This is a genomic window from Mycolicibacter icosiumassiliensis (assembly GCF_900078685.2).
Taxonomy (GTDB): domain Bacteria; phylum Actinomycetota; class Actinomycetes; order Mycobacteriales; family Mycobacteriaceae; genus Mycobacterium; species Mycobacterium icosiumassiliensis.
Genome location: NZ_LT546166.1, coordinates 506,294 through 518,296 on the forward strand (window position 1 = coordinate 506,294; position 12,003 = coordinate 518,296).

Genomic DNA, 12,003 nt, shown 5'->3' on the forward strand with positions numbered 1-12,003 from the left:
GTTCTCGCTGTTGGTGGTTTCTGGTCCCATCGGCGATCCGGCCTCACACAACAGACGAGCCCCGGGTCGGCGATGCGGACCGCGGGGCTTGGCGTTGCAGCTAAACCACGGGCTCCGCGTACCACTGCCCGTAGGAATTGGAAAAGCAAAATCGACGCTGCATGTCGAGCACGCACCGAGTCTGCCACTAAGGGCCGTGCCAGCGCAAAGACTGTCCCCGGGCGGCGGTACGTTGGGGGGCGTTATGACCGTGCACGCCAGTACGCAGACCGATCACCTCCTCGAGGGGCTCAACCCGCAGCAGCGCCGGGCCGTCCTGCACGAGGGCACTCCGTTGCTGATCGTGGCCGGGGCCGGCTCGGGGAAAACCGCCGTGCTCACCCGGCGAATCGCCTATCTGTTGGCCGCCCGTGACGTAGGGGTGGGCCAGGTGCTGGCGATCACCTTCACCAACAAGGCCGCGGCAGAGATGCGCGAGCGGGTGTCGAGCCTGGTCGGCCCCCGCGCCCGGGCGATGTGGGTGTCGACCTTTCACTCCACGTGCGTACGGATCCTGCGCAACCAGGCCTCGGTGGTACCTGGCCTGAATTCCAACTTCTCGATCTATGACGCCGACGACTCGCGGCGCCTGCTGCTGATGATCGGCCGTGACATGGGGCTCGACGTCAAGCGGCACTCACCGCGACTGCTGGCCAATGCCATCTCCAACCTGAAGAACGAACTGATCGACGCCGACCGGGCCCTGGCCGAGCTCACCGAGGATTCCGACGACCTCAGTCGGGTGGTGGCTGCGGTCTACACGGAGTATCAGCGGCGGCTGCGCTCGGCCAACGCACTGGACTTCGATGACCTGATCGGGGAGACGGTCGCGATTCTGCAGGCCTTCCCGGAGATCGCCCAGCACTATCGGCGCCGGTTCCGGCACATCCTGGTCGACGAATACCAGGACACCAACCATGCGCAGTACATGCTGGTGCGCGAACTGGCGGGCCACTCCGCCCAGGGCGATCCCGCCGACGACTTGCCGCCGGCGGAGTTGTGCGTGGTCGGTGACGCCGATCAGTCGATCTACGCGTTCCGCGGCGCCACCATTCGCAACATCGAGGATTTCGAACGCGACTACCCCGACGCGACCACCATCCTGCTGGAGCAGAACTACCGCTCCACCCAGAACATCCTGTCGGCAGCCAACGCGGTGATCGCCTTCAATTCGGGGCGTCGTGAGAAGCGGCTGTGGACCGACGCCGGTGACGGCGAACTGATCGTCGGCTACGTCGCCGACAACGAGCACGACGAGGCACGTTTCGTCGCCCAGGAGATCGACGCCCTGACCGACTCCGGCGCGGTCAACTACAGCGATGTCGCGGTGTTCTACCGCACCAACAATGCGTCGCGTTCGCTGGAAGAGGTGTTCATCCGCAGCGGCATCCCGTACAAAGTCGTTGGCGGAGTGCGCTTCTACGAACGCAAAGAGATTCGCGACATCATCGCCTACCTTCGCGTGCTGGACAATCCCGGCGATGCGGTGAGCCTGCGGCGCATCCTCAACACGCCGCGCCGGGGTATCGGCGACCGGGCTGAGGCGTGCGTGTCGGTGCACGCCGAGAACACCGGCACCGGATTCGCGGCCGCGCTGACGGCGGCCGCTGACGGCGGCGTCGCGATGCTCAACAGCCGCTCGCAGAATGCGATCGCTGCCTTTGTCGCGATGCTCGACGAGCTGCGGGCGCACCTCAACACGTGCGGGGACGACCTGGGCGGTCTGGTGGAGATGGTGTTGGACCGCACCGGCTACCGCGCCGAGCTGGAGACCTCGACCGACCCGCAGGACCTGGCCCGGCTAGACAACATCAACGAACTCGTCAGCGTCGCACACGAATTCAGCATCGATCGGGCCAACGCGCTCGCCGACCAGGACGGCACCCTCGAGGAAGAGGACGTGCCGGACGTCGGGGTGCTGGCGGCGTTCTTGGAGCGGGTCTCGCTGATCGCCGACACCGACGAGATCCCCGAACACGGGTCGGGCATGGTCACCCTGATGACGTTGCACACCGCCAAGGGGCTGGAGTTCCCGATGGTGTTCGTCGTCGGCTGGGAGGACGGCATGTTCCCGCACATGCGCTCGCTGGGGGACGCCCGCGAGCTGTCCGAGGAACGCCGGCTGGCCTACGTCGGCCTGACTCGGGCGCGGCAACGGCTGTACCTGAGCCGGGCCAAGGTGCGTTCGTCGTGGGGACAGCCCATGCTGAACCCGGAATCGCGATTCCTGCGGGAGATCCCGCAGCAGCTCATCGACTGGCGACGGACCGACGTCACCGCCTCACCGAGCGCACCGGTCAGCGGCGCCGGCCGGTACGGCACCCCCAGACAGGCAAAGCCGGCACCGAGCCGATCGGGCAACCGGCCGTTGCTGGTGTTGGCGCCGGGGGACCGGGTAACGCGTGACACAGGAACAGACTGCCGAAGGTCAGCAGGGCGACCACCGCGCCGACCGCGATCAGGTGGCGGCCGACTGGACGTCGCAGCAGCAGCATGATCACGCCGGACAGCGTCGTCCCGGCGAAAACCAGACTCAAGAAGCCCACCGCGACGCAGAACAGCCGATCGGTGTGCCACCAGCTGGCGATCAGGTCGGTGGACACCACCGAGGTGGCCCAGCAACCGACGAGAGCCAGCACGCAGGCGCTGATCGCGACACCGGCCGACGGGTATCGCGCCGGCAGTGCCGCCGGAGTGGGCTGGATGGATGGCGGTATCCGCCCAGAGCCGGTGACGATCGGGATGGCGCCGGTGGGTGCCCGACGGATGATGCGGCTGGGAGAACTCGCCGGATCGGCGGGTCCGAAAGGACTGGCGCCGGTAGGTGGATGGTGGCGGTTGCTCACCCTGTCCAGATTAGGCGAAGTTGATGCCGCGCTTGGCGAGCCAGGACGCCGGGTCAATCCGGTTGGTGCCGTTCTGCAGCACCTCGAAGTGCAGATGCGGGCCGGTCGAGTAGCCGCGATTGCCCATCTCGGCGATCTGGTCGCCCGCCATCACGCGCTCACCGACGCTGACCAGCGACCGGTTGATGTGGCCGTAGAGGGTCACGGTGCCGTCGGAGTGGCGCAGCTTGACCAACATGCCGTAACCGGCGCTGGCACCCGACTCGATCACCACGCCGTCGGAAGCCGCCAGGATCGGGGTGCCGATGGCGTTGGCGATGTCGATGCCGGCGTGCAGCACGCCCCACCGGTAGCCGAAGTTCGAGGTGAACGCGCCCTGCGTGGGGGCGACGAACAGCGGGCGCTGCAGCCGGGCTTCCCGCTCGGCGCGCTCCTGCGCGAACGCCACGCCCTTGGCCAGCTCCTCGTTGTGCACGACGACGTTGGCCGCGGCCTTGACCGTGATCATCTGCAGGCCGTGGCTGGAAGTGGTGGTGGTGCCGTCGTTCAGCGTGGTCTTGCTGGCCGCCAGTACGGCGGGCCGGGCGACGGTGTCGCCGGACTGGTGGGTGGCCGCGTGTGCGGCGGCAGCAGCAGCACCGGCAGCCATCGCCGCGATCATCACGCGACTCTTGACGGCACTGGCCGGTTGGCTGCGGTGCTTCCCGCGGCGCACGGGCAGCGGGGCCGCTTGGTGCGGGTGGTAGTAGCTGGCCGGGTAGCCACCGCGGGGGAATGCCAGCTGCAGCACTGGCATGTTGTCGGTGTCGGTCATGTCGTCCAGCTCGGGGGCCAGCAGCACGTCGGAGGCTTCGTCGAAGGTGTCTTCGCTGAAGGCATCCTCAGGCCAGCCGAACTCGTTGAACGGAATGATGTCGGTGACCTCGGAGGGACTGGGTGCCGAAGGTCGGGTCGCAGCGACCGTGGTGCCGTTTCGACGTCGAGGGAGAGCCTCGCCGGAAATCGGACGCATCGGTGCACCGTGCTGCATCAGTCTGGAAGTTCCTCTGGTCGTGATCAGAACGTTATAAAGACCTGGACCTGGTGACGGTAACCACTCGCCCTGGGGCGTGGCAAGCTATCGGCCAAATCCCGTCATTAATGTGAAACGAATCACGTTTTTCTGGCGGTGAGATGTGCCACAGCAGTGGTAGGCGAGGAGGGAACCCCGCCGCACTCTCGATACAGTGCCTCGGGAGCTAAATCTCTCACAATCCGACAGCGCCGGCTTGCCGGCGACCCGCAATAAGACAGTGAGCCCATGGATCTTTTCGAGTATCAGGCGAAGGAGCTGTTCGCCAAGCACAACGTGCCCACCACCCCCGGTCGGGTAACCACCTCGGCTGAGGACGCCAAGGCCATCGCCACCGAGATCGGTCGCCCGGTCATGGTGAAGGCGCAGGTCAAGGTCGGCGGTCGCGGTAAGGCCGGTGGCGTCAAGTACGCCGCCACCCCGGAGGACGCGTTCACCCACGCGCAGAACATCCTCGGTCTGGACATCAAAGGCCACGTTGTCAAGAAGCTGCTGGTAGCCGAGGCGAGCGACATCGCCGAGGAGTACTACATCTCCTTCCTGCTCGACCGCTCCAACCGCACCTACCTGGCCATGTGCTCGGTCGAGGGCGGTATGGAGATCGAAGAGGTCGCCGCCACCAAGCCGGAGCGGCTGGCCAAGGTGCCCGTGGACGCCGTCAAGGGTGTCGACCTGGCGTTCGCCCGCTCGATCGCCGAGCAGGGCCACCTGCCCGCCGAGGTGCTCGACGCCGCCGCGGTGACCATCGCGAAGCTGTGGGAGGTCTTCGTCGCCGAAGACGCCACCCTGGTCGAGGTCAACCCGCTGGTGCGCACCCCCAACGACCAGATCCTGGCACTGGACGGCAAGGTCACCCTGGACGGCAACGCTGAGTTCCGTCAGCCCGGCCACGCCGAGTTCGCCGACTTGGACGCCACCGACCCGCTGGAGATCAAGGCCAAAGAGCACGACCTGAACTACGTCAAGCTTGACGGTGAGGTCGGCATCATCGGTAACGGCGCCGGCCTGGTCATGTCGACCCTGGACGTCACCGCCTACGCCGGTGAGAAGCACGGCGGCGTGAAGCCGGCCAACTTCCTCGACATCGGGGGCGGCGCCTCCGCCGAGGTGATGGCCGCCGGCCTGGACGTCATCCTGGGTGACAAGCAGGTCAAGAGCGTGTTCGTCAACGTGTTCGGCGGGATCACCGCCTGCGACGCGGTGGCCAACGGCATCGTTTCGGCGCTGGGGATCCTCGGTGACGCTGCGACCAAGCCGCTGGTGGTGCGCCTGGACGGCAACAACGTCGAGGAGGGCCGGGCGATCCTGGCCGAGGCCAACCACCCGCTGGTGACCGTCGTTGCCACCATGGACGAGGCCGCCGACAAGGCTGCTGAGCTGGCTTTCGCAGCCGGAAAGGACGCATAAGTCATGTCGATCTTCGTCAACAAGGACAGCAAGGTCATCGTCCAGGGCATCACCGGTGCCGAGGCGACCAAGCACACCGCACGGATGCTGGCTGCCGGCACCCAGATCGTCGGCGGCGTCAACGCCCGCAAGGCCGGCACCACGGTGTCGCACAAGGATAAGGACGGCGCCGACGTCGAGCTGCCGGTGTTCGGCAGTGTCGCCGAGGCCATGAAGGAGACCGGCGCTGACGTGTCGATCGCCTTCGTGCCGCCGGCCTTCTCCAAGGACGCGATGATCGAGGCCATCGACGCCGAGATCGGCCTGCTGGTCGTCATCACCGAGGGCATCCCGGTGCAGGACAGCGCCTACGCGTGGGCCTACAACGTGGACAAGGGTGAGAAGACCCGGATCATCGGGCCGAACTGCCCCGGCATCATCACCCCGGGCGAGTGCCTGGTCGGCATCACCCCGGCCAACATCTCGGGCACCGGCCCGATCGGTCTGGTGTCGAAGTCGGGCACCCTGACCTACCAGATGATGTACGAGCTGCGGGACTTCGGCTTCTCCACCGCCATCGGTATCGGCGGCGACCCGGTGATCGGCACCACCCACATCGACGCCATCGAGGCGTTCGAGAAGGACCCGAACACCAAGGTCATCGTGATGATCGGCGAGATTGGCGGCGACGCCGAGGAGCGGGCCGCGGCCTACATCAAGGCCAACGTCAGCAAGCCGGTCGTCGGCTACGTGGCGGGGTTCACCGCTCCGGAGGGCAAGACCATGGGCCACGCCGGCGCCATCGTGTCCGGCTCCTCGGGCACCGCGGCCGCCAAGCAGGAGGCCCTGGAGGCCGCCGGTGTGAAGGTGGGCAAGACCCCGTCGGCCACCGCGGCCCTGGCTCGACAGATCCTCGAGAGCCTGTAGCTGTTTCTTGGCGCGAGCAGACGCAAAGGTGCCCTTTTCAGCCCGAAAAGCGGCACTTTTGCGTCTGCTCGCTATAGAAGGGTGAGCACATGAGCATCGATCCCCGCACTCCCGTCGTCGTCGGTGTCGGCCAGGCCGCCGAGCGCATCGACGACGCCGACTACCGCGCGCTGTCGCCGGTGGAGCTGGCCGCAGCCGCCGCTCGGGCGGCGTTGGCCGACTGCGGGGCCAGTGCCGAGCAGGTCGCCGCGGCCATCGACGCGGTGGTGGCCACCCGCCAGTTCGAAATCTCCATTCCGAAAGCCCCCGCCCCACTGGGCAAGTCGAATAACTTCCCGCGGTCCGTTGCGCACCTGATCGGCGCGGAGCCGGGTCGAGCGGTGCTGGACAAGGTGGGCGGTCAGGGGCCGCAGAAGCTGCTCACCGAGTTCGCCGGCGAGATCGTGGCCGGCACCGCCGACGTGGTGCTGCTGTGCGGATCCGACGCAACCTCGACGCTGCGCCACTTCGCCAAGGCCGACAACAAGCCGGACTTCACCGAGACCATCGACGGGCAGCTCGAAGACCGCGGCTTCGGCCTGGAGGAGTTCGTCGAGCGCTACACCGTCATCCATGGGCTGACCGGCGCTCCGGTTCAGTACGGTCTGCTGGAGAACGCCCGGCGTGCCCGGCTGGGCCTGAGCACGGCCGACTACCTGCAGGCGATGGCCGAGCTGTTCGCGCCGATGACCAAGATCGCCGCCAAGAACCCGTTCTCGGCCTCGCCGGTGGAGCGGTCGGTCGACGAACTGGCCACGATCAGCGCCGGCAACCGGATGATCTGCGACCCTTACCCGCGGCTGCTGGTGGCGCGCGACCAGGTCAATCAGGGTGCCGCGGTGCTGGTGATGTCGGTGGAGGCCGCCGGCCGCCTGGGCGTGCCCGAAGACCGCTGGGTGTATCTGCACGGTCATGCCGACCTGCGGGCTCAGCGGCTGCTGGAGCGGCCTGACCTGAGTGCCTACCCGGCGGCCATCACGGCCACCACTGAGGCGCTCGAGATGGCCGGGATCGGCTTCGACGACGTCGCGGCCATGGACCTCTACAGCTGCTTCCCGGTCCCGGTGTTCGCCATCTGCGACGCCTTCGGCCTGTCTGCCGATGACCCGCGCGGCCTGACCCTGACCGGCGGGCTGCCCTTCTTCGGCGGCGCCGGCAACAACTATTCGATGCACGCGATCGCCGAGGCCGTCGCCTCAGCGCGAAGTGTCCCAGGACAATTCGCGTTCGTCGGCGCCAACGGCGGCATGATGAGCAAGTACGCGGCCGGGGTGTACTCGACCACTGCGGTGCCGTGGACGGCAGATCGCAGTGCCGAACTGCAGGCGCAGGCCGATACTGCACCCGCGGTGCCGGTCACCGAGAGTGCCCAGGGCCCGGGCACCATCGAGACCTACAGCGTCCGCTACGACTGGGAGACCCGGACCGGGATCATCATCGGCCGACTGGACGCCGACGGCACCCGGTTCCTGGCGACCACCGAAGACGACGACCTGGTGGCCCTGCTGTCCGACGGCGACCCGCTGGGCGCTCCGGTGACGGTGCACGCCTTCGACTACGGCAACCGCTGCTCCTCGCGCTGAGCCACCCGGCCGCGAGGGTGCGCAAAATGCCAGCACAACTGGCGTGTCACTGGGCAAACACGCACTTTCGCGCGGTTGGGGGCCTCGCCTAGGCGCTGAGCCCCAGCTTGGCGGCCAGGCGTTCCACGTAAGCCGCCACCTCGGACTCGGAGCGGTCCGGCAACCCGAACAGCGTCTCGGTGACACCCAACTCGGCCCAGTGCGCCAGCTTCTCGGGAACCGGCTTGAAGTCCAGCGCCACGATCTGCGGTGCGCCGTCGCGACCGGCGGCCGCCCAGGTGTCCTGCAGCAGCTTGACCGGCGCATCGATGTCGAAGTCACGCGGCGTGGTGATCCAACCGTCGGCACTGCGGGCGATCCACTTGAAATTCTTCTCGGTCCCGGCCGCACCGACCAGCACCGGAATGTGCGACTGTGCCGGCTTGGGCCAAGCCCAGCTCGGGCCGAAGTTCACGAACTCGCCTTCGAAAGACGCTTCCTCCTGGGTCCACAGTGCCCGCATCGCCTCCAGGTACTCCCGAAGCATGGTGCGCCGCCGGCCGGCCGGGACGCCGTGATCGGCCAGTTCGTCGGTGTTCCAACCGAATCCAACGCCCAGGCTGACCCGCCCGCCGGAGAGGTGATCCAGCGTGGCGATCGACTTCGCCAGCGTGATCGGATCATGTTCGACCGGCAGCGCCACCGCAGTCGACAGTCGCACCCGCGAGGTCACCGCGCATGCGGCTCCCAGGCTGACCCACGGGTCCAGGGTGCGCATATAACGATCATCGGGCAGCGACTCGTCCCCGGTGGTCGGGTGAGCGGCCTCTCGCTTTACCGGAATGTGTGTGTGCTCCGGTACATAGAAGGTGGTGAAGCCGTGATCATCGGCGAGTTTGGCGGCCGCTGCCGGGTTGATTCCACGGTCACTGGTGAATAGCACGAGCCCGTAATCCATATCCCCGATTAGAACGTGTTCCTGTTCGGCCGGCAACGGGGGGGTCCTTGTCGCGCAGTGTTGACCCAGCGACTAGGCCCGCAAGTGCGCTAGCGTGGATGGTCGAAGAGCGCCGCACCGCCCAGAAGCGCCATGCCCACAAGCACAGGAGAGGTCATGACCTACTCGCCCGGGAATCCCGGCTTCCAACCTTCTCAACCATCAGGCTCCTATGGACCGTCGACCCCGTCGTTCGCGAAAACAGGCGGCGATGCCGAGAGCAAATTGCCGCAGTACCTGCGGATAGCGGTCGTTGCGTTGGGGCTGGGCGTCTACCTGGCGAACTTCGGGCCGATCGTGACGATCACCGACGTTGACTACCCGCTGATCCTCAGCGACGCCGGCCACACCGTTCCGCTGGCGGTGCTGGCCGCACTGCTGGCCGGGGCGGGTTTGCTGCCCAAGACGAAGGGCTACGCGGCAGTGGTCGCCGTGGTCTCGACGCTGGGTGCGCTGCTGGCCATTTCGACCACCGCCGATGCCAGTGGTAGTTACACCATCGGTTGGGGGCTATGGCTGATCCTGATCTTCAGCGTTTTGCAGGCCACCGCCGCGGTCGGATCGCTGCTGCTGGAGGCGGGCGTGGTGACCGCGCCGGTGCCGCGTCCCAAATACGACCCCTACGCCCAGTACGGCCTGCCGCCGGGCGGTAACTACTACGGTCAGCCCGGCCAGCAGGGCTACGGCAGCCAGGGCCACCAGAGCCATCAGGGCCAGCAGCAGCCTGGCTACCCGTCGTCGTACGGCAGCTACCCGTCTGCACCGTCCAGTGGCGGGTTCGGCGCGCAGCAGGCACCGTCCTCCCCTTCGACGGGCGCTTACGGCTCCGGCGCACAGCAGGCGGCGCAGCAGGGGCCGCCGACCCCGCCGACCGGATTCCCCTCCTACAACTCGCCGTCGTCGGGTGGGTCGGGAAGCGCGTCGACCGGTGGCCACAGCGCGGCCGGTTCGGATCAGAGCTCGACGGGTGGCCAGCAGTCGCAGGGCGGCTCCGCCTCGTCGGGGCCGGCGCAGCCCTAACCCGCGCCCGCGCGCCGAGTTGAACGTGCTCGTAGCGTGACATCGGTGACCGGCGGCAAACCAGGCTCGAATCCGACCCGCGACCTGGTACGGGTCGCATTCGGCCCGTCCGTCGTGGCGTTGACGGTCATCGCAGCGGTGACGCTGCTGCAGTTGCTGATCGCCAACAGCGACATGACTGGGGCCTCGGGTGCCATCGCCAGCATGTGGCTGGGCGTGCACCAGGTGCCGATCTCGATCGGTGGTCGTGACCTGGGTGCACTGCCGCTGCTGCCGGTGCTGCTGATGGTGGCCGGAACGGCACGAACCACCGCGCAGGCCACCGCCCGCGGCGCCTCATGGTTCGTGATCCGCTGGATCGTGGCCTCCGCGGTGGGCGGCCCACTGTTGATCGCGGCGGTCTCCCTGGCGGTCATCCACGACGCGGCTTCGGTCATCACCGAACTGCAGACCCCGCTTGCCCTGAGTGCCTTCGCGCACGTCTTTGTGGTGCATGCGATCGGTGCGGCGCTGGGCGTGGGGACGCGGGTGGGCCGGCGGGCGCTGGTGGAGGCCCGGCTGCCGGATTGGCTGGCGGATTCGGTGCGAGCCGCGATCACCGGCATGCTGGCGCTGTTCGGCCTGGCCGGGGTGGTAACGGTGCTGTCCCTGGTCTGGCACTGGGGGACCATGCACGAGCTCTACGCGATCACCGATTCACTGTTCGGCCAGCTCAGCCTGACCCTGCTGGCGGTGCTGTATGTGCCCAATGTCCTGGTAGGTGCGACGGCGATGGCGGTCGGTTCGAGTGCACACATCGGCCCCGCGCTGTTCAGCGCTTTCACCGTCCTCGGCGGCGACATCCCCGCGCTGCCGATCCTGGCTGCGGCGCCCACCCCACCGTTGGGTCCGGCATGGGTGGCGCTGCTGATCATCGGGGCGGCGGCTGGAGTGGCCGTCGGGCAGCAGTGTGCCCGCCGGCCGCTACCGCTGCTTCCGGCGCTGGCCAAGGTCGCGGTGGCGGCCTTCATCGCGGCGGTCGCGATGGCCCTACTCGGCTTGGCCGGCGGGGGACGACTGGGCAACTTCGGTGACGTCGGGGTGGATCAGCTGACGTTCGGTCCCGCGGTGTTCGGCTGGTTCGCCTCGATCGGAGCGCTGACGGTGGTGATGATCGGCGGGGTCCGCGCTGATGCGGCGGTCGGACCTCAGCGTGTGCTGCCGCCCGCGCCGGAGCGGCCCGCGGAGTCCGAAGGGGTCCCCGAACCGGGTCCGGCGCCCATCGTGGACGTCGATCCCGAGGACCTCGCAGCGGCCGGGGAGCCCTTCGAAGCCGACGAGCTGTTCGACGCCGACTTCGAACCGGGCTTCCAATCAGACGAGTTCACCGACGACGGCGAGTTGAATTGGACGCCAGAACCCGAGCCGCCGCGAACGTTCCGGTCGCACGCGCCGACCCAGCCGCCGGGCCCGCTGGAAGACCCCGAAGACCTGATGTACACCGACGACGACGGATATGACCGCTAAATAGAGGACTTCGGTCCCTTATATATGTGTCCTCGGGCTGATCGGATGGGTAGTGCTGACCGTCCGACTTCAAGGGGACGACATGACCGACGTCGCGAGCACCGAGACCGCCGGCAAGAGCGTCCCATCTGGCGTGCCGAGGCGGCGGAGCCTGCAAATGCTGGCGGGCGCCCGGGCCAAAATGCTGACCGGGCTGATCCTGCCGCCGGGTCATGAGCGGGTGCTCGACGTGGTGGCCCTGATCTGGACGGACGGCGTCGAGGCCGGGATGCAGATGATCGAGCCATCGCCCGCCTGCGGGTTGACCGATGACCTGGCGGTGTCCCTGTACTACGAGCTGGAGGGCGCGGGGTTCTGCAGTGAATACGACGAGTTCCCCGAGTTGGACGACCCCGACTTTCAGGACCTGGCGTACGGGAGGGTCAGCAAGCTCGGCAAGATGACCCAGCCGATCGGTCATCCCGAGGTCACCTGGGACATGGCCGAGATTTGGACCGACGGCGTGGCGGCCGCCCTTCGGGTGGCACGGGATCGAGCGCAGCGCTCCGCCTGAACTTGCTGGTGTTGCGGCGGTGACCCGCGGCGCCCGGCTTCGCCGGACTCGCGATC

9 protein-coding genes are annotated in these 12,003 nt (G+C 67.6%); 7 read left to right on the forward strand and 2 right to left on the reverse strand.

Annotated elements, in window-relative coordinates; translation table 11 throughout:
* Nucleotides 1-244: 244 nt before the first annotated feature.
* Nucleotides 245-2,536 carry a UvrD-helicase domain-containing protein gene (locus BN4346_RS26065; protein WP_235653524.1) on the forward strand — a complete coding sequence of 764 codons (2,292 nt, stop codon included), beginning with the start codon at nucleotides 245-247 and terminating at the stop codon, nucleotides 2,534-2,536.
* 359 nt (nucleotides 2,537-2,895) lie between these two features.
* On the opposite strand, the gene BN4346_RS26075 is transcribed toward BN4346_RS26065, so the two are convergent.
* A complete protein-coding gene (locus BN4346_RS26075) occupies nucleotides 2,896-3,897 on the reverse strand; it encodes a M23 family metallopeptidase (protein WP_235653525.1) in 1,002 nt (333 codons plus the stop codon).
* A 288-nt stretch (nucleotides 3,898-4,185) separates the two neighbouring features.
* Between BN4346_RS26075 and sucC the strand changes: the two genes are divergently transcribed.
* The 3 genes from sucC to BN4346_RS26090 all read left to right on the forward strand — a co-directional run bounded on the left by sucC (nucleotide 4,186) and on the right by BN4346_RS26090 (nucleotide 7,892).
* The gene (gene sucC / locus BN4346_RS26080; protein WP_067967839.1) at nucleotides 4,186-5,364 is read left to right on the forward strand and encodes an ADP-forming succinate--CoA ligase subunit beta; all 1,179 of its coding nucleotides are present in this window, start codon (nucleotides 4,186-4,188) and stop codon (nucleotides 5,362-5,364) included.
* 3 nt (nucleotides 5,365-5,367) lie between these two features.
* On the forward strand, nucleotides 5,368-6,270 hold the full coding sequence (sucD, locus tag BN4346_RS26085; RefSeq protein ID WP_067967842.1) for a succinate--CoA ligase subunit alpha: 903 nt from the start codon (nucleotides 5,368-5,370) through the stop codon (nucleotides 6,268-6,270).
* 89 nt (nucleotides 6,271-6,359) lie between these two features.
* Complete coding sequence (locus tag BN4346_RS26090; RefSeq protein ID WP_067967846.1) at nucleotides 6,360-7,892, forward strand: acetyl-CoA acetyltransferase; 1,533 nt, start codon at nucleotides 6,360-6,362, stop codon at nucleotides 7,890-7,892.
* Between the two features lie 88 nt (nucleotides 7,893-7,980).
* On the opposite strand, the gene BN4346_RS26095 is transcribed toward BN4346_RS26090, so the two are convergent.
* A complete protein-coding gene (locus BN4346_RS26095) occupies nucleotides 7,981-8,829 on the reverse strand; it encodes an LLM class F420-dependent oxidoreductase (RefSeq protein ID WP_067967849.1) in 849 nt (282 codons plus the stop codon).
* Between the two features lie 156 nt (nucleotides 8,830-8,985).
* Here BN4346_RS26095 and BN4346_RS26100 point away from each other — a divergent pair, with 156 nt between their 5' ends.
* The 3 genes from BN4346_RS26100 (at nucleotide 8,986) to BN4346_RS48730 (ending at nucleotide 11,947) form a co-directional block, all read left to right on the forward strand.
* A complete protein-coding gene (locus BN4346_RS26100; protein ID WP_067967853.1) occupies nucleotides 8,986-9,888 on the forward strand; it encodes a DUF5336 domain-containing protein in 903 nt (300 codons plus the stop codon).
* Nucleotides 9,889-9,933: 45 nt separating this feature from the next.
* Nucleotides 9,934-11,394, forward strand: a complete 1,461-nt coding sequence (locus tag BN4346_RS26105) for a cell division protein PerM (RefSeq protein ID WP_067968141.1) — start codon at nucleotides 9,934-9,936, stop codon at nucleotides 11,392-11,394.
* Nucleotides 11,395-11,476: 82 nt separating this feature from the next.
* Nucleotides 11,477-11,947, forward strand: coding sequence for a hypothetical protein (locus BN4346_RS48730; RefSeq protein ID WP_235653526.1), 471 nt, complete (start codon nucleotides 11,477-11,479; stop codon nucleotides 11,945-11,947).
* The last annotated feature ends 56 nt before the right edge of the window (nucleotides 11,948-12,003 follow it).